Annotated in this window: 17 protein-coding genes; 8 read left to right on the top strand and 9 right to left on the bottom strand. The window is 38.8% G+C overall.

Annotated features, from left to right (window positions below):
* Positions 1-263: 263 nt before the first annotated feature.
* Complete coding sequence (locus H5200_RS01080; RefSeq protein ID WP_182717569.1) at positions 264-1,646, top strand: Na+/H+ antiporter NhaC family protein; 1,383 nt, start codon at positions 264-266, stop codon at positions 1,644-1,646.
* Positions 1,647-1,788: 142 nt separating this feature from the next.
* On the opposite strand, the gene H5200_RS01085 is transcribed toward H5200_RS01080, so the two are convergent.
* The 3 genes from H5200_RS01085 to H5200_RS01095 all read right to left on the bottom strand — a co-directional run bounded on the left by H5200_RS01085 (position 1,789) and on the right by H5200_RS01095 (position 5,024).
* Entirely contained in the window at positions 1,789-2,028 is a 240-nt protein-coding gene (locus H5200_RS01085; RefSeq protein ID WP_182717570.1) for a hypothetical protein, read from the bottom strand.
* Between the two features lie 2,088 nt (positions 2,029-4,116).
* The gene (locus H5200_RS01090) at positions 4,117-4,590 is read right to left on the bottom strand and encodes an RES family NAD+ phosphorylase (protein WP_182739518.1); all 474 of its coding nucleotides are present in this window, start codon (positions 4,588-4,590) and stop codon (positions 4,117-4,119) included.
* Positions 4,590-5,024, bottom strand: coding sequence for an antitoxin Xre/MbcA/ParS toxin-binding domain-containing protein (locus H5200_RS01095; protein ID WP_182760761.1), 435 nt, complete (start codon positions 5,022-5,024; stop codon positions 4,590-4,592). Before H5200_RS01095 ends, H5200_RS01090 begins: the two co-directional genes overlap by 1 nt.
* Before the next feature lie 384 nt (positions 5,025-5,408).
* Here H5200_RS01095 and H5200_RS01100 point away from each other — a divergent pair, with 384 nt between their 5' ends.
* On the top strand, positions 5,409-7,589 hold the full coding sequence (locus H5200_RS01100) for an OsmC domain/YcaO domain-containing protein (RefSeq protein WP_182760762.1): 2,181 nt from the start codon (positions 5,409-5,411) through the stop codon (positions 7,587-7,589).
* Between the two features lie 80 nt (positions 7,590-7,669).
* Here H5200_RS01100 and H5200_RS01105 read toward each other — a convergent pair whose 3' ends face one another.
* The 3 genes from H5200_RS01105 to H5200_RS01115 form a co-directional block, all read right to left on the bottom strand.
* The gene (locus H5200_RS01105) at positions 7,670-8,074 is read right to left on the bottom strand and encodes a DUF1801 domain-containing protein (RefSeq protein WP_182760763.1); all 405 of its coding nucleotides are present in this window, start codon (positions 8,072-8,074) and stop codon (positions 7,670-7,672) included.
* Positions 8,075-8,224: 150 nt separating this feature from the next.
* The gene (locus H5200_RS01110) at positions 8,225-8,815 is read right to left on the bottom strand and encodes a DUF1287 domain-containing protein (protein WP_182760764.1); all 591 of its coding nucleotides are present in this window, start codon (positions 8,813-8,815) and stop codon (positions 8,225-8,227) included.
* 148 nt (positions 8,816-8,963) lie between these two features.
* A complete protein-coding gene (locus H5200_RS01115; RefSeq protein ID WP_182760765.1) occupies positions 8,964-11,843 on the bottom strand; it encodes an insulinase family protein in 2,880 nt (959 codons plus the stop codon).
* A 154-nt stretch (positions 11,844-11,997) separates the two neighbouring features.
* Between H5200_RS01115 and H5200_RS01120 the strand changes: the two genes are divergently transcribed.
* Positions 11,998-12,417 carry an MAPEG family protein gene (locus H5200_RS01120; RefSeq protein ID WP_145234347.1) on the top strand — a complete coding sequence of 140 codons (420 nt, stop codon included), beginning with the start codon at positions 11,998-12,000 and terminating at the stop codon, positions 12,415-12,417.
* 50 nt (positions 12,418-12,467) lie between these two features.
* Here the strand turns inward: H5200_RS01120 and H5200_RS01125 are convergent, their stop codons facing one another.
* Entirely contained in the window at positions 12,468-13,211 is a 744-nt protein-coding gene (locus H5200_RS01125) for a peptidylprolyl isomerase (protein ID WP_182760766.1), read from the bottom strand.
* 263 nt (positions 13,212-13,474) lie between these two features.
* Here H5200_RS01125 and H5200_RS01130 point away from each other — a divergent pair, with 263 nt between their 5' ends.
* Together H5200_RS01130 and ushA are read left to right on the top strand one after the other, a co-directional pair.
* Positions 13,475-13,672: a hypothetical protein gene (locus H5200_RS01130; RefSeq protein WP_145234351.1), complete on the top strand. Its 198-nt coding sequence runs from the start codon at positions 13,475-13,477 to the stop codon at positions 13,670-13,672.
* A gap of 77 nt (positions 13,673-13,749) precedes the next feature.
* Positions 13,750-15,384, top strand: a complete 1,635-nt coding sequence (ushA, locus tag H5200_RS01135; RefSeq protein ID WP_182760767.1) for a bifunctional UDP-sugar hydrolase/5'-nucleotidase UshA — start codon at positions 13,750-13,752, stop codon at positions 15,382-15,384.
* 78 nt (positions 15,385-15,462) lie between these two features.
* On the opposite strand, the gene H5200_RS01140 is transcribed toward ushA, so the two are convergent.
* Positions 15,463-16,410 (bottom strand): hypothetical protein, encoded by a 948-nt coding sequence (locus tag H5200_RS01140; RefSeq protein WP_182757559.1) that lies wholly within the window; start codon positions 16,408-16,410, stop codon positions 15,463-15,465.
* On the bottom strand, positions 16,403-17,299 hold the full coding sequence (locus tag H5200_RS01145; RefSeq protein ID WP_182717580.1) for a PhnD/SsuA/transferrin family substrate-binding protein: 897 nt from the start codon (positions 17,297-17,299) through the stop codon (positions 16,403-16,405). Before H5200_RS01145 ends, H5200_RS01140 begins: the two co-directional genes overlap by 8 nt.
* Before the next feature lie 221 nt (positions 17,300-17,520).
* On the opposite strand from H5200_RS01145, the gene H5200_RS01150 reads away from it, so the two are divergent.
* The 3 genes from H5200_RS01150 to H5200_RS01160 all read left to right on the top strand — a co-directional run bounded on the left by H5200_RS01150 (position 17,521) and on the right by H5200_RS01160 (position 25,056).
* Positions 17,521-18,384, top strand: coding sequence for a S1/P1 nuclease (locus tag H5200_RS01150; RefSeq protein WP_182717581.1), 864 nt, complete (start codon positions 17,521-17,523; stop codon positions 18,382-18,384).
* Between the two features lie 31 nt (positions 18,385-18,415).
* Positions 18,416-21,592: a TonB-dependent receptor gene (locus tag H5200_RS01155; protein ID WP_182717582.1), complete on the top strand. Its 3,177-nt coding sequence runs from the start codon at positions 18,416-18,418 to the stop codon at positions 21,590-21,592.
* Between the two features lie 275 nt (positions 21,593-21,867).
* Entirely contained in the window at positions 21,868-25,056 is a 3,189-nt protein-coding gene (locus tag H5200_RS01160) for a TonB-dependent receptor (protein ID WP_182760768.1), read from the top strand.
* The last annotated feature ends 22 nt before the right edge of the window (positions 25,057-25,078 follow it).

Below are 25,078 nucleotides of genomic sequence, written 5' to 3' on the forward strand. Positions count from 1 at the left end.
TGACTCGAACGCAATTGCAGATTATTTTCCCGCTGATGTTTTTATCGGCATAACAATAGCGGCATGCATCCCCTGCACCGTCTGGCGCCAAGCCAACGCATTTTACTGTGTCGCAATTGTGCTAAACCCACCGCGAAACCTAACAGTGACTTCTGCGTGCAAAAGCAGTGACTTGGAATATCAGCCGTTGGGCTAACATTCTTTGTTTTTGTTAAGCAGTTTGAGCCAATTACTCAAATGCTTTTTATTTTGTGAATACTTAAATGCTCGAACCTTCTGCGTTAAGTCTTGTGCCGCCAGTTGTAGTGGTGGTTTTGGCGATCGTGCTACGTCGTCCTATTTTATCTTTGCTGATCGGTGCCCTTGTTGGCCTTGCTATGCTAAATCCTGTTGAAATGCTTAGCAACTTTGCTGCGGCATCGTTAAAAGTAATGGTAGATGAAACAATCGGCTGGCTTATTCTAGTGTGTGGTGGCTTTGGTGCGTTAATCGCATTGCTCGTGCGCACCGGTGGTGCAGCAGCATTTGGTAGTTTTGCGCTGCGCTTTTGTAAAGGCCCACGCTCATCGTTGATCATGACCTTTTTGCTCGGTATCGTGATTTTTATCGACGATTACCTCAATGCGCTTACCGTGGGTGAAACCATGAAACGCATTACCGATAAATTTAAAATCAGCCGTGAAATGCTTGCCTACGTGGTCGACTCTACCGCAGCGCCAATCTGTGTATTAGTGCCGCTGTCTACCTGGGCGGTGTTTTTTGGCGGCTTGTTGGTTGATAACAACATAGCCGTCGAAGGCCAAGGTATTGCTGTGTATATTCAAGCAATACCCTATATGCTGTATGCATGGTTTGCCGTGTTACTTGTGCCATTAGTGGTACTTGGTGTTATCCCTTTATTTGGGCCGATGAAAAAAGCCCAATTACAGGCGATGCAAGAACAACCGCAAGTAGATCCTGCACAGTACAACGAAGTGCAAACTGCCGATGAATACGCAGTAAAAGCCGTTGAAGAAAGCTTTGAAAGCGCAGACAGCCACGGCAAACTGTACAACTTTTTACTGCCTATATTATTGCTCGTTGCGTTCACTGTGTATTTTGACATTGATGTATACAAAGGGTTATTAGCGACATTCGCCGTGACGCTGCCATTTTATATGCTGCAAAAGCTAATGCCATTTGCCGAAATGATTGAAAAAATGCTCGATGGTTTTAAAAGCATGTTGCCAGCAATAGGAACTGTGATCGCCGCATTTATTTTTAAAGATGTGTGCGACCAACTACTATTACCACAGTTTGTAATTGATTCCTTAAGCCCATTCATGACCGCAGGCTATTTACCTGCAGTGGTGTTTTTAGCAATGGCAATTTTGGCGTTTGCTACAGGCTCAAGCTGGGGTATTTTTGCGGTAACAATTCCTATTGTGATGCCTCTGGCAGTCGCGGTTGATGCAAATATACCGCTGGTGATTGGTGCGCTGTTATCTGCCTCATCATTTGGTAGCCAAGCATGTTTTTACTCAGATTCAACTGTCCTTGCAGCACAAGGTTCAGGCTGTAACTTAATGAGTCACGCAATTACTCAATTGCCCTATACACTCATCGCAGCAGCCTGTGCATTTGTCGGGTTTCTAGTGATAGCATAACGACAAAGGTTAAAAATGGTCTAGCTTTTCAGCGCGGGAAATAAATACCCGCGCTAATTTTTTATCAAGGAAAGAATCGGATATAATAACGAAGCTAGAAATTTTGTAAAAGGAGTAATATTTTGCTCTACACTTGCCATTTCTAAAGCTTCCATATATGCCACACAAAAGGACGTATAGCAAGCGTTACATCGCCTTGCTGTTCATCTGGGCTTGAAGGAATATACCAACCTCGCATTACCTCTTTAATGAAGCCATGCTTAGTCAAGCGCTCTCTATCGGTGCGCTCAAGCATTTTCGATTGCACAGCAATAATGCCACTATCTTGCAATAGCTTTAATCGCTCTAGAGAATGTGTAAGCTTTACTGACACTTGATTCATGTTAACACAGCTAGTTTTTGCTGAAGTTGAAAATTAGCTTTTAGTGTAGTTAATTACTAGCTTTTAATGCAGCTGTGATAGCTTAGGAGAATTAGGTGCAGGAAAAAGTTAGCGAGGTGAAGGTTAAAAACAAACCCATTTAACTATACAGCCACTTTAATTGAGCAAACAAAACTGTACAACTAAATTTACTTTTTAGGCTCAAAACATTTCTATTGCTACTTGGTACTTGGTACTTGGTACTTTAATTTCAGCTATTAAATGGGTCATTATCCCTATTAAAGTCAAATTATTCGAAAAAAAATAACTGACTGATACTATTTAACTTTTTACTAAGTGGCCGGATTTTTAAGCTAACAACTATTTTGGCGTGAAATGCCTGCAAAACGTAAGATCTTTTAGATTGTTTGCCTGTGATTGTACTTTCTAAGCGTTTTTCACGCTGGTATGCATGAGTTGTAAAATAGGAACGCCCTCTTTATACTGAACGCATATATCCTTAGCCATCTAAAAAAGCCATAATCATTATGCTCAAGACTATTTATCCATCCAAAAGCTTGTTTATCCAGCTCTTATTTATTTTTATAATAGTAGCATCCATAATGCTTTCACATGAAGAAAAATCAAGCATAAAAACGGGGTACAGCCTTGAAACTCTCACTACCAAAATAGTTATCAACCATGGTTGGCCTCTAACTTATAAAAAAAGCCAAAGAGGGTGGCCTTCCATTATCTATTACACCAACTTGTCAATCATATTGTTAATTGCTTTTTTGGTCGGTTTGGTAATTCCTTTGGTGATTAATCTCGGCACTTTCTATTGTGAAAAAAGAAAAAAATAGAAAAATAAAGTTAAGAATACCATTAATTAGAGTGATATGGGATTAGGGGGCGGCTTTAACAATGTCTTTATTGGCTTGGCATACTCCTAGATAAATAAGCAGAGATAAAATCTGAAAGTTACTTATCTCTTTACTTATCTTTGCCTTCTACTTTCTACCTATTATGTCGTCGATGACACAACGTTTAGTAAAGTGTCTGTTAACGTAGGCTTTGCGCCAACTGCATTAAATGAAAGTTCATTTTAAGGCGACCTAACTATCTAATAGCTACGTTGCTTTCAATCAAAATAATAAGCCAACTATTACTCAATAATTACTCCTGTAATATTCCACTACGGGCCCTATGTCATAGTCAATCACGCACCTTGTTATTGAAAATTTATACACGCTAACAAATTGTTCACTAAATTTATATATTTGGTATTATTCGCTTTTTCGTATAATAAGTTAATAACGAATGAAGTAATAACAAACCTATAAGCTCACACACCGCTACTTCAGCAGTAGAGGTAGAACTAGTATAATAGAAAATAGAGGTTATTTTATAAACTCTTGTTGATAAGAAGTAACCAAACACACTAGGAAATATCAATAGTAATACCGAGCAGAGAATGATGAATCGTATGATCAAATGCTGATTTTTTAAAATATTATCTTCCCATGCTCGAACTACAACATACAGGTACGGAGCAAATATGAATGGGATATACAAAAAAAGATTTAAGCTCTCGTCGCGACGAGTGAGTATTCCGAAAATCAATAGAATACTAATAATTAGAAATAAAAGACTACAAATGACCGACAGTGTTTTAACAAAGAGTTGTTTCATAAGTGCTTATTATTGCCTAGATTATTAAATAAAGTTAAGATGAGATAGGTTAAGTTATTCTATCTATCAAATCAATAGATTAAAGAATCGCCCGCAAGCGCCCCCGTTTAAAGTAGTCCTAACTGAGCACTGTGCTTTTCTTTATTATCTAATTCGACTAACTGATTTTTGAACACTCCCCACCCGGCCTGCAATCAAGCACCCGAGGTTTTCGCTACGCTCTGTTAAATTGTGGCAGACACACAGTTTAAGAAATTAAACCCAGTATAATTAGTGAATAGCGATTCTTGCTTACAGTCTGAACTGTTTTGTATAAATAGCACTTATTGGAAGCAATGAAAATAGGCTCTAAAAACATGCCTGAGTGGTTGAAAATATATTTTCAAGCTGATAGTAAGCGGTCGAATCAGCCGCTTACTAAAGCTTTAAAGCCAATCTTTTAGGGTAACTAAATGGTTGGCATTCAACGCATTTTATTTCATGCGCATCAGTATGTGCGGGATTTATTATAAAATTATATTCATCTGAACAAACAGATGAAGGAACTTGCAGTACAGCTTCTCCCATACTCGTTAACCAGTCGCTACCCACTATTTGGGTTTTTAATATATAAGGGTGATCATCCCAGTCACTTGGTAGATCAGATACAACCAAGCGTTTAATTTTCAGTTTATCAGGTATCAATATAGATGTGACTGATAGCTGCTTGTTAAGTATATCCGTAGAGTCGTTCACTAACCTCTCAAGCATTGCAAGGGAGCGGCTACTTGCTGTGTAAACAACAGGTTTACCAGCCATGTGCCATCTACCTTCTGCATAAAGCCCACCTAGGCCTGATAGCGCGTTATTTGAATTGTTATGTTCAGTTGGGGCAATTCTATAACAAATCATCAAGCAGTGAATCCATACTCTAGCCCATAAATAATTCGCTTAATTAACTCACGGCCGCGAATGGTATGCAAAAACTCTTTTGGCGCTTTGCCATCGAACTGCGTATGAGCGGTGTTCAACCACTCATTCCAACGTTTTACATCACCAAAGTATGAAATACCTATAGATGACAAACGTGCAACTTCCAATGCATTTTGACTTAAGTTAATACCTAAACGTTTGCGCTCTTTTACATGTCGCTCTAATGTTCGCGTAGTAGTACCAATAGTCTTAGCTATGAGTTTTTGTTCCCATCCAAGCGATTTACTAAGAAGGAAAATAGACGAAGCTTTCAAGCCTGTAGTAGCAACAGTAATTTCTTCTAATGCATTAGAGTTGTTAGTGATTAACCCACCACTCACTACTTTTATAAAATCAAACTTTAAAGTTTCCATAAACACCTCCAGCGACAATTGTCGTTAATTATAATACCAAGTGTCAAAACTAGCAAGGTGACATAGCGCTATTCACTGATAGCTGAACGAGATGGCCGCTGGGGTTCTTGCATCTCATGCGCACCATGCAATTTGTCTAATTCTGTATCAGTCTAATGTAAAGTACTCTCTTGAGTAAATTCAAACACACTAACAACTTTGGCCTTTAACCTTGCTAACTTTACCCTCGCGAGCATTACTCTTTTTCCAATTAACCACGACTATTACTTGTATCTGCTCCCCTAAAAAGCGGATAATTGCAGCTAAATGAAAATACACTGACTAAGTCTGGCGCAAACACCTGCAAGCCTTACTTATTAGTGCGCATGAAGGTGGACCAACTCAATGGAAATTAAAGTTAATTTTCTCGATAATCTTAGATTAGAAGCTAAGTTTGACGATTTCTCAGTCATTGCGGATCAACCAATCCGTTATAAAGGCGATGGCTCTGCGCCAAGTCCGTTTGACTACTTTTTAGCATCTTCGGCTTTATGTGCTGCGTACTTTATTAAAGTGTATTGTAATGCCCGTGATATCTCGACTGACGGTATTCGTGTTGCGCAAAACAACATTGTTGACCCTGAAGATCGTTATAACCAAATCTTCCAAATCCAGGTTGAACTCCCTGAAAGTATTTCAGAAAAAGACCGCACCGGCATTTTACGCTCTATTGATCGTTGTACCGTAAAGCGTGTTATTCAAACCATACCTGAATTTAAAATTGATGCCATAGAAAGCTTAGATAACGACGCGCAAGCCATGTTAATGGCAAAATCAGCAGGCAGCGAAAACACCTTTATTTTAGGTAAAGATTTACCGCTTGAGCAAACCATTGCTGATATGACTGCGATTTTGGCTGACTTAGGCATGAAGATTGAAATTTCATCATGGCGTAATATTGTACCAAACGTCTGGTCATTGCATATTCGTGATGCTGCATCACCGATGTGTTTTACCAATGGTAAAGGCGCCAGCAAAGAAAGCGCATTATGTTCAGCCCTTGGCGAGTTTATTGAACGTTTAAACTGTAACTTTTTTTACAATGACCAGTTCCTTGGTGAAGAAATTGCCAACAGCGAATTTGTTCATTACCCGAACGAAAAATGGTTTCAGCTCACTGATGATGACTCACTACCAGAAGGTATTTTAGACGACTATACCTTGAGCATTTACAACCCTGAAGATGAGCTGTGTGGCTCGCACCTTATCGACACTAACTCTGGTAATGTTGAGCGAGGTATTTGCTCGATCCCATATGTGCGTCACTCTGACGGCGAAACTGTGTACTTTCCATCAAACTTGATTGAAAACTTGTTTTTAAGTAACGGCATGAGTGCGGGTAATAACTTTGCCGAAGCCAAAGTACAATGTTTATCTGAGATTTTTGAACGTGCTGTTAAACGCCAAATCATCGAGCAAGAACTGGTATTGCCAGACGTACCAGAAGCGATACTTGCTAAATATCCTAGTATTGTTGCCGGTATTAAAGGCTTAGAAGAGCAAGGCTTTCCGGTTGTTGTAAAAGACGCATCTCTAGGCGGGCAATTCCCTGTCATGTGCGTAACGTTAATGAACCCGAAAACCGGTGGCGTATTTGCTTCATTTGGTGCACACCCAAGTTTTGAAGTCGCCCTTGAACGTAGCTTAACAGAGCTATTACAAGGTCGCAGCTTTGAAGGTTTAAACGACGTACCTAAACCAACATTCAACAGCATGGCAGTATCTGAACCTGAAAACTTTGTTGAACACTTTATTGATTCAACCGGTAAGATCTCATGGCGCTTTTTCAGTGCTAAACACGATTATGACTTTGTGGAATGGGATTTTTCAGGTACTAACGAAGAAGAAACAGCTAGCTTATTTGGTATTTTAAAAGCCTTAGGTAAAGAAGCTTATATTGCTGAATTTTCAGACCTTGGCATCGCATGCCGTATTTTAGTGCCTGATTATTCAGAAGTTTACCCTGTCGAAGACTTAATTTGGGATAACACCAATAAAGCCCTTAAATACCGTGAAGATATTTTAAATCTGCACAGTTTAGATGAAGACCAACTTGCCGACTTAGTTGAGCGCTTAGAAGACAGCCAGCTTGATAATTACATCGATATCATCACCTTAATTGGCGTTGAGTTTGACGAAAACACCGTGTGGGGTCAGTTAACTATTCTTGAGCTTAAGCTGCTAATTTATTTAGCATTAGGCGATTTAGAAGCGACCATGGAACTGGTTGAAACCTTCTTACAGTTTAACGATAACACTGTTGAACGCGGGTTATTCTACCAAGCAATGCACGCGACTTTAGAAGTTGCGCTAAATGATGACTTAGAAATTGAAGACTACATTCACAGCTTCACCCGCATGTTTGGCCAAGAAGTAATGGATGCAGTCGTCGGCTCTATCAATGGTGATGTGATGTTCTACGGTTTAACTCCAACCAATATGCAACTTGAAGGGTTAGATCGTCATCAGCGTTTGATCGACAGCTATAAAAAACTGCATGGGGCTCGCGCTGCAAGAGCCAAATAACTATTGTCAGCGCGAGATTTGCGTAGGCGGGAGTTTATATCGCGCTGTTACTCTTTCTGTCGGACAATAACGTCTTAAATTTAAGCACCTAGCAATGGCAGGTGCTTTATTTTTTTATAGCGCAAAGCCAACGATATACAATGGGCTAGCTCTTTAACTGGCACGGTTTGATTAAGCTTAAACACCAAAGCACGGTTACCTTCATAGCTAAACGTATCACCATAAAGCTCTTTGAAGGTTTCAATAAGTTTAGTTTTACAGTTAAAGTAAATACAAAATTGCTCAGCTGATTTTGGTTTGTGATCAAAACGAATGGTAGAGCCTATTTTTGAAATATAACTCGGCTCTCCCCACTTGAGTGTTTCTTCAAGTTCAGTGATGCCATCCTGCACAGCTACCTGCAAAATCAGACTTCTGATCTCATGTAATACAACCGCGATATTTTCAGGGTACGTCGTAAATTTTTGTTTAACACTCTGATGCATTTAACGCTCCTTAAAGAGTCGTAAAATTAGGCTATTTCGTTAACTCAAGTATTTTTACTTTGTTTATCTGTGCTGAGTAAATTTTGCCCTGCCACTTCGACTTTTTAGCTAACTATGCTGGCTTTTCTGAATGTTTCCAGATACCCGCGATCAATTAACGGCTGGCTCATACCGATAATGCCCTGTAATTTTATAGCGAAACAGCACGTCTTCACGCTGCGGCCCTGCGCCTATGTTATGCACTATCAATGGGGTTTTGTTATCTGCAGTGTATGTATCTACCACGATACCGATATGCGGCAAATTGCCCGGCAGCATCCACGTGACAATATCGCCTGCTTTATAGGTCTGAGCATTATTAGTTATGGGCAGTACTGTACCGTGGCGTTTAAAAAAAGCCTGTAAATTAGGCACGCGACGATGATCTATATTACTATCGGGTTTAGTAAGCCCCCATATTCTTGTTGATGGATAGACTGAAAAATTATCGCGCATATCTTCATGAACTAACTTTTGTAAATCGATACCCAATGCTCGGTAGCTGCGAATAATCACATCTGTGCATACGCCAATATTGGCAGGTACATCGCCATTTGGATAGGCAATACGGTGATAAGCGCCGTCATAGCGCACGCTTTGTGTTGTTCTATCATTTGCAGCGTTTACAAAATCATCAGCAAATGAGTTGGCTAAGCTATAAAAAGGGCTTAGCAGTAGCAATATGGACACTATCTTATTCATCAAAATCCTAGCGGTTTGAGCTGTTCCTTTTTTATATAGTTACACTGTATGTACATTTTGTAAATTATTTAAAAGATAATGATTCATAAAAAAAAGCCCAAGCAAATCGCTTGGGCTTTAATCTTTTTCAACGCTTCAATTAGCTAAATTACTTTTGCAATTTAATGCCATTAAAGTGCGCTTGTAAGTCTGTTACCAATGTTTGTTTTGGTAAATCTGCAAACGGTTTGTCGGCAAATTTGCTACCACGAAGCTGTACGTTTAAACGCGCAGCTTGTGGGTTTAACATAGTTTGCTGGTAGTAGTCTTTAATATCTGCAAGCGTGACTTTTTCAACTTCAGCGATTAACTTATCCTTTGAATCAAAATCAAAGTTTTCACGATACCAATCGCCAATAAGTGGGCCCATTTCATCGCTAAGATTTTTAGGCTGCTGTTTAAGCGACACTAATACGGCGTTTTTAAGTTGAGCAAACGTTTCTTCGCTCATGTTATCAAGCTCTACTGCATATTGCATTTTGAACTCTTCAAAACGCGCTTGCATGGTTTTTACATCTTTTACCGGGGTTTGAATAAACAAGCCAATCGCTGAGTAATCTTCAATCGGCCTTGCTAAACCACCAACCGCATACGCTAATTGCTCTTCAGTACGTAACTTGTCAAACGCGACGGTGCTAAAGTGACCTTGTAAGACTTGCGCTTGCGCTTTTTGCTTATAGCCTGCAATCGGGTGTACAGTCATATCAATGATAGCTACATCAGCCACATCAATATCTTTTTGCAATACAATCGTTTCGCCTGGTTGCGGTAACCACGCTTTACTGCGCGCAAATTCAGTGCTTTTATGCGCCGCTGGTAAAACTGCCGTTAACTCTTTAGCTATCGCTTCAACATCTGATTGGTTATAGTTACCATAAGTGAACACCCGCATTTCGTTATTAGCAAAGGTATGCTGTTTAAGCTGCTCAAAATCTGCAATGGTTAATGCTTTTGCCGTATTGATCAGTGCATCGGTGTCAAAGCTGCCTGTTCGTATTAATTTAGAGTACTCACCAAATGCTTGATAATAAGGGAATTGTTTTTGGGCGTTTAATAAATCACGTTGGTAACGATCAAGCGCTTGAGCAAAACCTTGCTCAGTTACTTGCACATCAATATTTGTCAGTGCTTGCGCGAGTAAAACATTTTGTTTATCGGTAAAACCACTCATTGAAAGGACAAGTCCGTTACTTGCTTCAAGGCCAACACTCATACCTGCCACGGCAGCTTCGGTACTTAGCTTGCTTTGTTGTAAGTTAAATAAGTCAGACCATACTGAATAAAGTACTTTAGCTTTGATATCCGTCAGAGCATCTGGGGTATTTAAGTAAACTTCGACCAAACCTTTCGGTTGCTCGGCAAAGTTTTGACTCGCTTGACGCCATACTTTTACGCCATTTTTATCATATACCAGCTTAGGGTGTTTTTGCTCTGCAAATTGTGCTGTTTTAATCGCAAAACTCTCAGGTAATAAACGATTTACCGTAGGTAATGCTAAGGCAAACTGACTAGGCTTACTCCAGCTGGCAATTTCAGCATCACTGATATCTTCAATGCGGTATTTACCATCGTAAAAATGCAATTGTGAATCGGTTTCTTCTTGCTGTGAGGTATACCAAATACGCAGAGTATCAGCATTGAGTTGCGCAAGTACGTTGTTGATCGCAGCTGCATCAAACTTAGCATAATAGAAAGGCGCATTAATAACGTGGTTTAGTGGATAATCTTGCATGCTACCAGTTAAATTACTGACATAGCCAAATTCATCGCCTTTTTCTAAAAATTGAAATTCATTATTAAGTGAAGTGCGAATTTCATTAAAGTATTTACTATCTACACCTTCTTTTTTGATCAAATCAATATATTGCATTATTGTTGCAACGATCGTTTCACGGTTTTTCATGCCTTCGTCTGTTAATTGCACATTAACCGTCAGCGCACCGTAATTACCATATTGGGTTGGCGCTGCCCCGGCTGAAAGTTGTGAAACCCAGCCTTTATCACGCAAAATTTGCGCCGGGCTACCTTGCATTTCATTGCTTAATAAGTATGCTACAAAACGGTTAGGTTTAACGGCAAACTCATTGCTGTTATCGGTAATAGTAAAATCAAGTTGTAACTCTTTTACGTCTTCATTTGGCGCGTAGTGAACGCGTTTTCCACCTACGTTATCAAAATCTAGCTTTGTGGTAACAGTTGGTTTGTCGATCTTTTTATCTTCAATATCAGCGAAGTATTTTTGTGCTTTCGCTTCCATTTCCGCAAGTGGTAGATTTGAAATCATTGCTACTTTCATAATGTTAGAAGAGTAGTATTTATTATAAAAATCAACGGTTTCTTTATGTAGAGAGCTACCGTCTTTATCACCTAATGTTTCAAGATTACCGATTAAAAAACGATTAGCTGGATGATCGCCCATCATTTGTCGGGCAAGCTTAAACTGACCAAAAAAATCCATCTCGCGACGCATTGACCATTCGGCGTTTACTGCGTTTTTTTCTTTATCGGTGTATTCTGGGTAAAGCTTAGGGGATTTAAAAAAGTCAGCAAAACGATCCAATGCTTCATCGTAAGCATCGTTATTTACTTCAAACATGTAATTAGTAATATCTAACCATGTATAAGCATTGTGGGCGCCGCCGTTTTTAGTCATAAAATCAGAGTAACCCTTGGTATCTGGGTAACGATCTGTGCCTAAAAATAGCATGTGCTCTAAATAATGCGCCATTCCCTGCTGGCTGATTGGATCATGTAATAAACCAACACCCACACTCAATGAAGCGGCTGATTTTTCAGCAGTTGGATCCGACACTAAAATTACTTCAATCTCATTCGCAAGTTTAAGGGTTTTATATTGACGAGTATCGTTGGGACTTATTACCAGCGTATCTGAAAGTAATGACGTTTGCTGCTGTACCGCTGTGGTGGTAGTGCCGCAGCCACTTAATACTGCTAAAGCAATAGCGCTTAAAGTAATTATTTTTTTCATATTGAGAATGTGATCCATACTTATTTGTTGTTTGAATGATCGGTAAAATTCAAAATGCTTGCAATCATTTTTCTAAATACTTTGTAACACATTGTGAATTATAAAGACAAACTGCTAGGCTTAAAGCTAGGTTATTTATCAAATGAGACTCTTAATGGAAAAATATGTATTACTCGCGATGTTTTCTCAGGTACTACTCACTCTTACGGTAATGGTAGTCATGGGCCGCCGCCGTTTTAGTGCGGCGCGTAACAAAACGATTACTATGCAAGATTTTGCCACTATGCAATTAAATAATGCGGGTGATGATGTACATATTGCCGGTAGAAACTTTATTAATCAGTTTGAAATACCAGTGCTATTTTTTGTAGCCTGTTTAGCTGCTTTACAGCTCAATGCAGCGGGTTATGTATTTATTACTTTAGCCTGGGGTTTTGTGATTTCTCGCGTCATTCACAGTATTATTCATTTAGGCAGCAATAGCGTAAAACCTCGCTATTATAGCTTTTTGCTTGGCTGTTTACTGGTTTTAACTATGTGGGTGTTATTAGTAATGCGGGTATTTGCACTCTAAAGCGTTACGTTTGCTATCGGGACACATAACCCGATAGCAAGTATATACCTTTAAGCTGCGCGGCGGCGTTTAAAGCCAAGCAATAATAATGGTAGTAACCAGCTCATACTACCACTTGAGCTATCCCCATCATCAGGCTGAGTTGGAGTTGGATCGTCAATTAGCGTATTTTCTTTTGGAGATAAATTTACTGACGAATTTGGATCATTATCCAGTACCACAACACTATTGATCGACACTAAATTAGCAATAGTCAGCGTAGTATCTGCACTTGCACATTGGTCTTTAGTGAGATTAACTACCGGTATTTCACCGCAATGCACTAAAGCAGAGATCTTATCAAGCACTGCATAACTATCTGCTGTAATCTGACCAAATACGGTAAAACCGCCATTTTGCTTATCTAAGTTTGCGCTATTATCTTTGAGATTAAAAAACCATTGACTTGTGGCACTATTCGCATTATTGCTTAATTTAGCCATGGCAATCGTGCCTTTTACATTCGATAATTCTGGCTCATTCACAACAGCTGGTGACGTTGTGATCGCTTTAAAATCATCGGTAAAAGTAAAGCCTCCACCTTGAATAATAAAATCCTTGATTGAACGGTGGATCACGGTTTGATTGTACGCATCACTTTGTATATAACTTAAAAAGTTCTCGACCGTTTTGGGGGTCTGTTGATCAAACAAATCAACCTTAATAGCACCTTGTGAAGTTTGCATTTCAACTACAGTTGCATGGCTTGCAAATGAGGTTGCGGTTAACAAACCGCATAGTAATAGTTTTTTCATTATTATATTTATCCTGAAGAATGTTGTGGTTATGTGAATTTAATGCAAATAGTAAAGAACTCTTGTGGAGATTACGATAGCAAAACGTACCTTTAAACAAATCAAACCGAATTGATTACATTTAAATTACATGTGGTTACAATGTGTTGTTATTCACTCACGTTATAAATAAATTTTGTTTAAAACGAAATCGTCTTAATAGCCGAGTTTATTTTGTTAGTATTATTTATAACAATAAAACACACACAACAGGATTAACAACTATGTCGTATGAAGAGCAACACATCTGTGATTTTGGTTTACACCAAGGAGAGGCGTACACTAAGTTACCGGCAAGCTTTTTAAACTGGATGGTGGGTAATAACCATGAAAAATCAGCATTAGCAGAACAAGAGTTACAGCGACGTCAATTAGCGGCAACTGGAAAGTTAAATTTCCAAGATGACATTAAAATAGAATAATTACGTTATTTTGCAATAAAACTAGTTTAAACTATGCGCTTAATAAATAGCACAACACTGACAACACGGGTCATATTATGCGCATATTACTTTCATTTTTCCTATTACTAAGCATTACTGCATGTAGTAATCATCAAACCTCCGTTCAACAAGCTGACACAGCAGATATTCACTATCTCACCATTTTACATACCAATGATAATCATGGCCGTTTTTGGCATAACGAAAAAGGTGAATACGGTATGGCTGCACGTAAAACCTTAATAGACCAGTTACGTGCTAATGCGCAGCAACAAGGTCACGCAGTGCTACTTCTATCTGGTGGTGATATAAATACAGGCATTCCAGAATCAGACCTGCAATTTGCAGAGCCTGATTTTAAAGGAATGTCATTAATTGGTTACGATGCGATGGCGATTGGTAATCATGAATTTGATAATCCACTGAGTGTTTTAAAACAACAGCAGCAGTGGGCAAATTTCCCGCTTCTTTCGGCTAATATAATTGATAAAAAAACCGGTAAAAATGCCTTCGAATCCTATAAGATTTTTAACAAGCAAGGGCTGAAAATAGCCGTTATTGGTTTGACAACCACAGATACCGCTAAAATCGGCAACCCGCAGTATATCGGCGGCCTTGAATTTCAAGAGCCCGTTGCAGTAACCCAAGCTTTAGCCGAGAAAATCAAAGCACAGTATCAACCGGATATCACGATTGCAGTAACTCATATGGGTCATTATGTTGATGCGAATTATGGTATAAATGCACCTGGCGATGTTACTCTTGCCCGCTCTTTACCAGCTCATACCCTTGATATGATCATCGGCGGTCACTCACAAGAACCTGTGTGCATGGCAAGCGAAAATAAAAATGACGATAACTTTAAACCCGGTATGACATGTAAACCAGACCAACAAAATGGTACGTGGATAATGCAAGCTCATGAATGGGGTAAATATGTCGGCAAAGCCGAGTTTAAACAAGAAAACGGCGTATTAACCTTATTAGATTATAAATTATTGCCAGTTAACTTATACGTTGATAAAACGCAAGCTGATGGTTCAATTAAGCCTGAGCTTGCCAACGAATACATCAAACCAGACGCTGCCTTAAAAACATTTTTAGCTGATTACCAAGCCAAAGGTGCAAAACAAATTGAAGGTGAAATTGGTTATGTTGATGCAAAGCTTGAGGGCGATCGCAATAAAGTTCGTTATCAACAAACCAACTTATCGCGCGTTATTGTGCAAGCACAAATGAATGTTGTTGGCGCCGATTTTGGTATCATCAGTGGCGGTGGCGTACGTGATAGTATTGCTGCAGGTGCAGTTAGTTATAAAGATATTTTAAAAGTACACCCTTTTAAAAATCGCATCGCGTATATTGATTGGCAAGGCCAAGAGCTTTGGGATTACCTTGAGACTGTAACTAGTTTCCCACCGGATTCTGGTGCTTATTTGCAATACCACAAATTAAGCTTCGAGCGTAACGATAATGCGCTGACTAAAGTGATGATCAACGGCAAAGCTTTGGATAAAAACAAAACCTATCGCATGAGCATTAATAGCTACAATGCATCTGGCGGTGACGGCTACCCGATACTGATAAATCATAAAGGATTTGTCAGCACTGACGAAACAGATGCACAGGCATTAAAACGCTTCTTTATTGAAAATAGTCCAGTCAAAGCCATTGAATTTGCTCCTAAATAATCAGAGCTTACCTCACACAGTTTAAGTATTAGCAGTGTGAGGTTTTTATTCTGAACTAACTCACTAACCAGGTTAAGGTTATTTGCCTATCACCTCTATATCATCTGCTTTGATATTCGATAAACCATAACTATGTAACCGTGACCGAGAGCCTTCACCATGTGCCTTAGGAGGGTAATATATTTCCTTCAGCTGTGAGTGTTCAATAAGTACCTCATCCAATGCAGCCCTAATTTCACTCAAGGTTTTTTCTAGACTGTTAGTAAAATTAGGCCGTTTACGAATAGTATGGCCAAGTTGTGTTAATCGGTAAAAATACTTATTAGCAAGTTCAATTAACTCATCCGGCACATCTTTGTTTTGATTAAGTGTCACGTCCGGATTCTCAACGCAAAACTCGATTAAAGCCAAGTAAAAACACAGTGGTTTGTTAGCTAAGCCAGCTTTTATCTCAGCGTTATCATTAATAGCCAAAACTTTGGCTTGCAAATCAATCACTAGTTTCACTTGCACATTAATCAGTGGAAGTTGCTCTACTTGTTCTTTTAATGCTAAGTGTTTCAGCGATGTTCGGTTAATAAGTTCAGCCCACTTAGAAAATAAAAAAGCCAATAATAACAATACAATAAAGGTATAAATATCGCTTGTATGCCACCAACGCGTCTCAATTAAAAATGTAATCGCAACTTTTTGATCACTTGTTTCAAGATACTCTATCCGACTTTCGCGGCCATTATTTGTTAATGCCAGTGAGACATCATTGATGGTATTAACTTGAATTGGCTGTTGTATCAATTGCATATTCAAACGTTGTAGATAACCAACAATAGCATCATGATTACCCGAGTGTTTCAAAAAACGATTTGATAAGTCTAACCGAGGTAAATCTAGTGCAATTCGGTTTTCAATATCAGCCATTATTAAATCGTTATGTTGCGCCTGCTGCAGATAACTAGAGAGTTTAAACGTCAATAGCGCCGCACTAAAAATAAGCAGTGTCACGCCAAACAAGCGCTTATTATTCATCACGTTGCTCTCCTAAGAATTCAGCTTTACCCGCTGAACAATGCCAGTATGGTTCAACATGATTAAAATAAGTCGACACTTGCTGCTTAGATAATTGGATTAATTGAGATTGGATAGCGCACAGCAAATCAGTGTTCTCATGCTGCATTTTAAAGTACCAACGTGTGCCTATTACATTATCGCTGATTGGAGTTATATAATTTTTAGAAAAATGCGCCTGATCTGCTTCCTTCCAAAAAGAGGCTATTAAATCAACCTGTCCATTGGCTAATAACTCCCTAAGCTCATTATGTGAACTGGCGTAAGTAATTTTTAAATTTTCAAGGTTGATCCCTAAATCTTTAAACTTTTGTTTAGGTAGTATATGCCCCGATCGGCTTGTAGGATAATCAAGTAAGCCAATCCGTTTCCCCAAAAAGTATTGCTTGTTAATTTTTGGCTTTTCTTTAGCTGAAATAAAAAACGCAGTATAACTTGGAAAGCCAACCACAGGCTGGTAGTTATAGGTCGATTCAGCTTTGAAGGCTGACATAATGTTGTTTTTTGCTAAAATTAAATCAGCAATACCTTTACCAATGAACTCAATGCTATCGGCAGTACGGTAACCCCATAAAGCGATCACTTCGCCATATTGTTTTGCTACAACGGGATCGTCACACAGGTTTTGTGTTAAAGAACGAGCAACCTTTTGCGACGAGGCATAGACAATTAATTGCAATTGGTTTTCTGTTGCCCTCGTCTGACAGCGACTAGATGTTTCAATTAAAGGCTTCAAGGTCCCCGTTGATGTAACCACACTCAGCTGGCCACTGAGCCAAACCAACAAAAAAAACAGTAACAAAACAGTAACAAAGAAGCTGTGTTGCAAAAGCAGCTGTTTAATTTTCAAAAGTTCAACAATCCAAAACGATTCATCCTCCTATTTGACCAATTTAAATTACTTATTACAACAAGTAATTTTACCCAAAACAGTTAAGCTTATGAATTTAAAGAACTATCAATGGGAAATTATGAATTTCTTTGAGTCCTTCCTATTTATCTCAAAATCAGGACAATTCGCGCCATAGAAGAGGCCGCTCTTGTCAAATAAGATCATTGAGGAAAACACAAATGTTACGCAAAATTACACATGGATTTAGTTATCTTTTAGTCGGCGCAGTACTTTTATCATCACAAAATGTATTGGCTTGGGGACAAAATGGCCACAGAATTGTCGGTAAAATTGCCGAAAATCACATAACAGACGCAACTAAAGCAGAGCTTAAAGAACTTTTAGAAGGGCAAAGCCTAGCGCAAATTGCTACTTGGGCTGATGAAATGCGCTCTGATCCGAGTCCTTTTTGGCAAAAAAAATCTTCTCGTTGGCATTACATCAACGCGCCAAGCAACTCAACTACATTTACTCACAACCACGATGAAAATTTAAATAAAGATAATGTAAGCAACATTCTTGAAGGGATGTATTTTGCCATCGATACACTAAAAAACAAAAACAGCTCAATAGATGCCAAACGTTTTAGCTTACGCTTTCTTGTTCATTTAGTTGGCGATAGCCATCAGCCGTTTCATGCCGGACGTGCAGAAGACAGAGGTGGTAACCGTGTTAACGTTACCTTTTTTGGCCAGCCAACCAACCTGCACTCATTGTGGGACACTAAATTAATCGAAAATGAGAACCTATCATTCACTGAATTCGCGCAGTTTATTGATACTAATAATGCAGAAATAATTGCTGAGTACCTAGCCAGTTCACCAGAGCAATGGGTAACAGAGTCACACAATTTAGCTGACAAACTATACAAGCTAAATAATGACGAGATTGGCTTTAGCTACATTTACGAAAACACACCGATTATTAAAACTCGCTTACAACAAGCCGGTATTCGATTAGCAGGATTATTAAATACGTTATTTGATAGTTCAGCAAAACCGTTAGCAAAGGCACTTAAGATGTCAGCTAACACAAACAAGTAATAAACCTTAACTTTCCACGGGAATCAACAAAATGAATAAGCTTCGCCTTTCGAAATTAACTGGGGCTGTGATCCTAGCCTTAGGTGTTTCTACAAGCGTAATGGCAGCAGATACCTCATCCGCTATGCGTGGTAAAATTACTACACCTTCTGGCACTGCAGCTGCAAATGTGAAAATTAAAGTTATTCACCAACCAACTGGCACTGTAAGCGAATTAACAACCAATGAAAGCGGTACCTTTATTGCCAATGGTTTACGTGTTGGCGGCCCTTACACTGTGTTTATTGATTCAGACCAATTTACCGATACCATGCTTGAAAATATATATTTAGAACTGGGCGATACATATCGTCTTAATTCTCAGCTTCAAGCAGCTAACATCGAAAAAATTGAAGTATCAGGCTATAAAATTATTCAGCAATCTGGTGGTTCAAGCAGTACCTTTGGCGAAGATACAATCAATAACATGCCAAGCTTTAACCGTGACATTAAAGATATTGCCCGTCTAAATCCTTTAGCAAGTATCAATGGTAATGGCGAGTTAACTTTTGCGGGGAGCAACCCTCGTACTAACGGTCTAACTGTTGATGGTATCGGTCAAAACGATGACTTTGGTTTAAATTTTGGTGGCTACCCGACGTCTCAACCTCCTGTTTCACTTGACGCAATAGAGCAAGTTTCAGTTGACGTATCGCCTTTTTCAGCTTCTAAAGGTAACTTTGGCGGCGGTACAATAAACGCCGTAACGAAGTCTGGTACTAATGAATTCAAATTTTCAGGTTTCTATGAAACATCTACACCGGATATGGCCGGCGATGTTCAAACAATTAAAGAAGAAGATACTGATAAAGCCGGTTATAAAACTTATTCAACGAATAAAGTAAAACCGATTCAAACTGAACAACGTTTTGGTTTTAATGTCGGTGGCGCAGTTATTAAAGATGAACTATTTTACTTTGTAAACTACGCACAGTGGTCAAGTGAGCAGGATTTAGATTATGGCTTTAAGGATTCTGGTGCTGCAAATGAATTTAAAATAACAGAAGACAGCTACAATCGTTTTATTGCTATTTTAAATGACGAATATGGTTTAACCGATTCATTAGCAGGCGCGCCTGAAGACACCAACAAAAATTTATTAGTTAAACTTAGCTGGAATGCCAGTGATGAGCATCGCCTAGATTTCACATATCAATGGCAAGACGATCAAGCTGAGAAAAATGAGAGTAAAGGTGGAAATAGAGTAGTCTTAAAATCAAATACATATGCATATGTTACTAAGTTTAATAATTTTGCCACTAAACTTTATTCTGATTGGACTGAAGACTTTTCAACAGAGATTGGTATTGCCTATAAAGATGTGACCTCTGACAGTATTACTCGCTCAAACTTAGGTAGCATTACCGTAGAAGAAAATGGCAGAAAGGGCCCTAACTTTAATTTTGGTACTGATAGATATCGCCATGCGAACAAATCTGAAACTGAAAACTTAACACTGACACTTGATGCAACTTATCTAATGGACGAGCATGAAATTAACTTTGGTGCTCAATATGAGTCACTTCGTTTATATAACTTGTTTGCTGAAAACTCATTAGGTACATGGAAATTCACTAGTCTAGAAAATTTTGCTAACCGCGAAGTAGGTGCTTATGACTTCTCTTATCAAAATGCGTACACTAATAATTCAGCAGATACCGCCTATGATGTAACACGTAGTCAATTAGCTTTATATATTGAAGATACCTTTTACTTAAATGATGACTTAGAAGTGACAGCTGGCCTTCGCTATGAGCGCTTATCATCTGATGATAAACCGACTCTTAATGAAAGCTTTCTAAGCACCTATGGTTTTAGTAATCAAGAGAACCTTGATGGTTTAGATATTATTCTACCTCGCGTTGGCTTTAAATATTATGCAACTGAAGCATTAACTATTAACGGTGGAATTGGTCGTTTCCAAGGCGGTATTCCAAATGTCTGGTATAACAACTCATTTCAAAAAGATGGTATTACCCTCGTTTCTGCACCAAATAGTGTAATAAACGACTACTACCAAAATAACCCAGCAGATATCACTCAGGTCCCTGATGTTATTAAAAATTCGTTAGAGCAAGGCGCAGGAAGTACTGCTTACATTGATCCTGATTTCAAGTTACCTTCAAGTATTCGCGCTCAAGTTGGCTTTGAATATGAATTTGATTCTGAACTATTAGGTAATGGCTTTAAATGGCAGGCCGAAATTGCTTACCACAAAAAAGAAAATGAAGCTGTATGGCATAATACCTCTATCCGTCCTATCGGTTTAGCGGCTGACGGCGAGCGTGTAATTAATGAAACCATCTACAGTGGTGCATTGAAAGATAATGTTGATATTGCAATGACTAATTCAACCGACGATGGTCGCTCTATCATTATCTCTACTGGTATTGCTAAAGAATGGGATAACGGTTTATTTGTTTCTGCAAGTTATGCTCATCAAGATGTTACTGAGTCTTCTGTTGGATCAGCGTCGCAAGCCGAAGGTAACTATAAGCACAATATTACTGCTAATCGTAATCAAGATGTGGCAGCACGTGGCTTTTATGAAGTTGAGCATAGTTTCAAAATTAACTTAGGCTACAATGCTGAATTTATTGCCGGTTATGCGACTAAATTTAATATGTATTTTGAACGCCATTCTGGTCGTCCATTTAGTTATACAATGAATATGCATAAAGATGCTCACTTAGGTGACACAAGTTCTTTATTTAGTAGCAGTGCTTATTTGGCCTATATTCCAACGGGTGCTGATGATGCGAATGTCAATTGGGCTGATTCTGAAATGAATTGGGCACAATTAGCAGAGCGTTTAGATCGCGCAGGTATCTCTCAACGTGGCGGCATTATCGGTAAAAATACTGGAACGCAGCCTTGGGTTACCACCATGGACATCAGCATTAAACAAGAAATCCCTGGCTTTGCTAACGGCCATAGTGGCGAGCTATACCTTATGATTGATAATTTCGCTAACCTACTTAATAGCGATTGGGGTATAGAAAAAAGCTTGGGCTATTCAGACCAATCTATTTATGATTTTGGTGGTCTTGATGACCAAGGACGCTATATTATTGATAATAGCTTTGGTGGAGCTGATGTAAGAAACTATAGCCAAATAACGAGCTCATCAACATGGCAAGCTAAGATTGGTATCAGCTACAAGTTCTAATTTTTAAAACTCTATGTAAAACCCGCTTTTAGCGGGTTTTTTTATGCATAAAGCACTGGGTTTCATACTTTTGTCATATTTAATGAGTAAATTGACCCATGGGTACTAAATTGCTCGAAAAACCGCAATTTTGTTCTAAACTACTTTTATTACAAATTTATGTGCAATGTAACTTATTTGTAATGAAATAATAGGGTACAATTTAGCTGCTTGGAAAATCCGAGTAAATTAATACCAAAACTAAAAAATATTACACCTTACACGGGAAATTAATAATGAAAATTCAACTACGCAAAACAGCACTTTCACTTGCTATCGCAGCTTGTGTTGGCGTAAGTGGCGCAGCGTTTGCAAATGAAACGACCTCTGCAATTAAAGGTCAGATCAAGGGACCTAATGGTAACCCTGCTGCAGGCACAAAAATTACTATCGTTCACGTTCCATCAGGTTCAACAAAAGAAACTGAAACAAACGATGCTGGTTACTTCACCGCGAAAGGTCTTCGTGTTGGCGGTCCTTACAGTGTTGTTGTTGATTCAGATGTATTTGCTGACCAATCATTTAATAACATCAACTTGCAAGTAGGTGCTGATTACCCAGTAAACGTAACGCTTGAACCACAATCGAGTATAGAACAAATTGTAGTCACTGGCCGTGCTATTAGCACAATGTCAGGTGGTACAGGTCCGGCTTCAACATTTACTCTTACGGACCTTGAAAACCAACCTGCAATTAACCGTGATCTAAGAGATATTATTCGAATCGACCCACGTGTTGCTATCGATGACAGCCGTGGCACAATCAACTGTGGTGGTGGTAACCCACGCTTTAACAGCTTAACGCTTGACGGCGTTCGTATGAACGATAACTTCGGTCTTAGCTCAAATGGTTACCCAACTGTTCGTGCACCTTTCTCTTTCGATTCAATCGAGCAAGTTGCGGTAGAGTTAGCGCCATTTGACGTTCAGTACGGTGGCTTCACATCATGTAACATTAATGCCGTTACCAAGTCTGGTGGTAACGAAATCCATGGTGGAGTTTTCTACGATTACACTAACGATTCGATGAAAGGCGACAAAATTGAAGGTGATAAAGTTGATAATGGCGATTTCAGCGAAAAGCGTTACGGCTTTAATGTTGGCTTACCATTAATTAACGATAAACTATTCTTGTTTACCTCTTATGAAAAACTTGAAGGTGTACAACAATTTAATTACTCATCGTTAGTTTCTTCTGATGAAATTGAGCAAATTAAACAAATTACTAAAGATGTATATGGCTATGATGCAGGCGCTACACCATCTAGTTCACCAGTTGAAGATGAAAAAATCTTAGTAAAACTAGATTGGAACATTAACGACAATCACCGTGCAAACCTTATCTATAACTATAACGATGGATTTACATTGTCACAATCAGATGCTGATGGTGATGAACTCGCTTTTGATAGCCATTTTTATGAGCAAGGCGCCGAGTTTACATCAATCGTTGCTTCTTTATACTCTGACTGGAATGATAACTTCTCTTCAGAAATCCGTTTAGGTAAATCAGAACTAGACGCACGAGTTGAATCTTTAGATGCAGCAAGTAGTTTCGGTGAGTTCCAAATCAGCACTGATAATGCAACTGTATACGTAGGCCCAGATGATTCTCGTCAATCAAATGACTTAAACTACGATACTACTACAGCTAAGTTTGCCGGTACTTACTACCTTAACCAACATACAATTACAGCTGGTTTTGAGTATGAAAAGCTAGAAGTATTTAACCAATTCGTACAACACACTGAAGGTGAGTGGCGTTTTGCATCAATTGATGCGTATAGAAATGGTATAGCTAATGCAGTTTATTATAATAACTCTGCAAGCACGAATAACCCTGATGATGCCGCAGCTAACTTTGCTTATTCACAAAATACATTTTATGTCCAAGATGAATACAGCTTCTCAGATATCGATGCTTCTCTAACATTTGGTCTTCGTTACGACAGCTATTCAAGTGATGATAAACCAACACTTAATCAGAACTTTACTAATCGCTATGGCTATAGCAACCAGTCAACTTTTGATGGTATTGATTTAATTCAACCGCGTGTTGGCTTTGAATGGTATGCAACTGATGCATTAGAAGTGCGTGCGGGGGTTGGCTTGTTCTCAGGCGGTAACCCAAATGTATGGCTATCTAACTCATACTCTAATGATGGTATTACCAATATTGGTACTTACATTAGCGATATCAGTAACTCTTATAAAGTTGGCTCTGGTGATGACGAAGTTACTCTAGTTGACTTATTTGATACGCCAAATGTAAATAGTGGCACTCCAGGTTATGAAGTTCCACAAGATATGTTTGATAAAGTTGCAAACACTGAAATTGGTTCTGGTGATGCAACTGCAAACGCAGTTGATCCTAACTTTGAAATCCCATCTGAGTGGAAGTACTCTTTAGGAGCAACTTACACAACTGAAAACGATTACGTGTTTGCTTTGGATTATTTGTATACCAAAAAACGTGATGCTGCTACGCTTGTAGATATTGCTTTACAAGATTCTGGTGATACTACTTTCGATGGACGCCCTATCTATGAAAGAAAGGAAGATCCATTAAACCCTGGTAAATATCGTAGTGGCGAACTATTACTAACTAATGTAAATGGTGACAGTGGTGATTCGTCGATCATATCCGCAGCAGTAAGTAAGTCATTCGATAGCGGTATCTCAGTACAATTCTCTTATGCTTATACTGATGCTAACGACGTAAATCCAATGACCAGCTCTGTTGCTAGCTCAAACTACGGTAACTTAGCAACAACTAACCCAGGAAATCCTGGAGTAGCTACATCAGATTACGAAATTCCACATCGCTTTACATTAAACCTTGCTTATAATCATGAGTTCTTCAATGGTTATAACACCCGCTTTAACCTATTTGGTGAAGCTTATAAAGGTTTACCATATAGCTTTACTTATAAGAGCAATAGAAACACAAATGCAGGTGATATCCAGTTTGGCGATAGAAACTCTAATGGCGCACGTCAATTGCTATATGTACCACTAGAAAACGATCCTAATGTTGTTTACAACATGAGCGCTGATGAAATTAACGAGTTTAACGACTTTATCGCTTCTGAAGGTTTGAAACGTGGTGAAATTTCTTCTCGAAATGCGCAAAACTCTGATTGGTTTGTTAAATTTAACTTCAAACTTACTCAAGAAATCCCAGGCTTTATGGACGGTCATAAAGGTGAAGCATTCTTCGTTATCGATAACTTAACTAATATGTTGAACGATGATTGGGGTGTATTGAAGAAAGGTTCTTTCGTTGGTAATAAAATGGTTGAAGTGAACGTCAATGACCAAGGTCAATACGTTTACTCAAACTTCAGTGCACGCAGTGCAGAGCAGTCAATACAACGCAATGCCTCTTTATGGGAAATGCGTGTAGGTGTTCGTTACACGTTCTAATTTGCTAAGGTAACTTACAAAT

This window comes from Pseudoalteromonas sp. SG43-7, assembly GCF_014164295.1.
GTDB classification, from domain to species: Bacteria; Pseudomonadota; Gammaproteobacteria; order Enterobacterales; family Alteromonadaceae; genus Pseudoalteromonas; species Pseudoalteromonas rhizosphaerae.

Coding starts and splice junctions, on each gene's coding strand:
- H5200_RS01080 (WP_182717569.1), top strand. CDS start 264: ATGCTCGAACCTTCTGCGTTAAGTCTTGTGCCGCCAGTTGTAGTGGTG.
- H5200_RS01085 (WP_182717570.1), bottom strand. CDS start 2,028: ATGAATCAAGTGTCAGTAAAGCTTACACATTCTCTAGAGCGATTAAAG.
- H5200_RS01090 (WP_182739518.1), bottom strand. CDS start 4,590: ATGATTTGTTATAGAATTGCCCCAACTGAACATAACAATTCAAATAAC.
- H5200_RS01095 (WP_182760761.1), bottom strand. CDS start 5,024: ATGGAAACTTTAAAGTTTGATTTTATAAAAGTAGTGAGTGGTGGGTTA.
- H5200_RS01100 (WP_182760762.1), top strand. CDS start 5,409: ATGGAAATTAAAGTTAATTTTCTCGATAATCTTAGATTAGAAGCTAAG.
- H5200_RS01105 (WP_182760763.1), bottom strand. CDS start 8,074: ATGCATCAGAGTGTTAAACAAAAATTTACGACGTACCCTGAAAATATC.
- H5200_RS01110 (WP_182760764.1), bottom strand. CDS start 8,815: ATGAATAAGATAGTGTCCATATTGCTACTGCTAAGCCCTTTTTATAGC.
- H5200_RS01115 (WP_182760765.1), bottom strand. CDS start 11,843: ATGAAAAAAATAATTACTTTAAGCGCTATTGCTTTAGCAGTATTAAGT.
- H5200_RS01120 (WP_145234347.1), top strand. CDS start 11,998: ATGGAAAAATATGTATTACTCGCGATGTTTTCTCAGGTACTACTCACT.
- H5200_RS01125 (WP_182760766.1), bottom strand. CDS start 13,211: ATGAAAAAACTATTACTATGCGGTTTGTTAACCGCAACCTCATTTGCA.
- H5200_RS01130 (WP_145234351.1), top strand. CDS start 13,475: ATGTCGTATGAAGAGCAACACATCTGTGATTTTGGTTTACACCAAGGA.
- ushA (WP_182760767.1), top strand. CDS start 13,750: ATGCGCATATTACTTTCATTTTTCCTATTACTAAGCATTACTGCATGT.
- H5200_RS01140 (WP_182757559.1), bottom strand. CDS start 16,410: ATGAATAATAAGCGCTTGTTTGGCGTGACACTGCTTATTTTTAGTGCG.
- H5200_RS01150 (WP_182717581.1), top strand. CDS start 17,521: ATGTTACGCAAAATTACACATGGATTTAGTTATCTTTTAGTCGGCGCA.
- H5200_RS01155 (WP_182717582.1), top strand. CDS start 18,416: ATGAATAAGCTTCGCCTTTCGAAATTAACTGGGGCTGTGATCCTAGCC.
- H5200_RS01160 (WP_182760768.1), top strand. CDS start 21,868: ATGAAAATTCAACTACGCAAAACAGCACTTTCACTTGCTATCGCAGCT.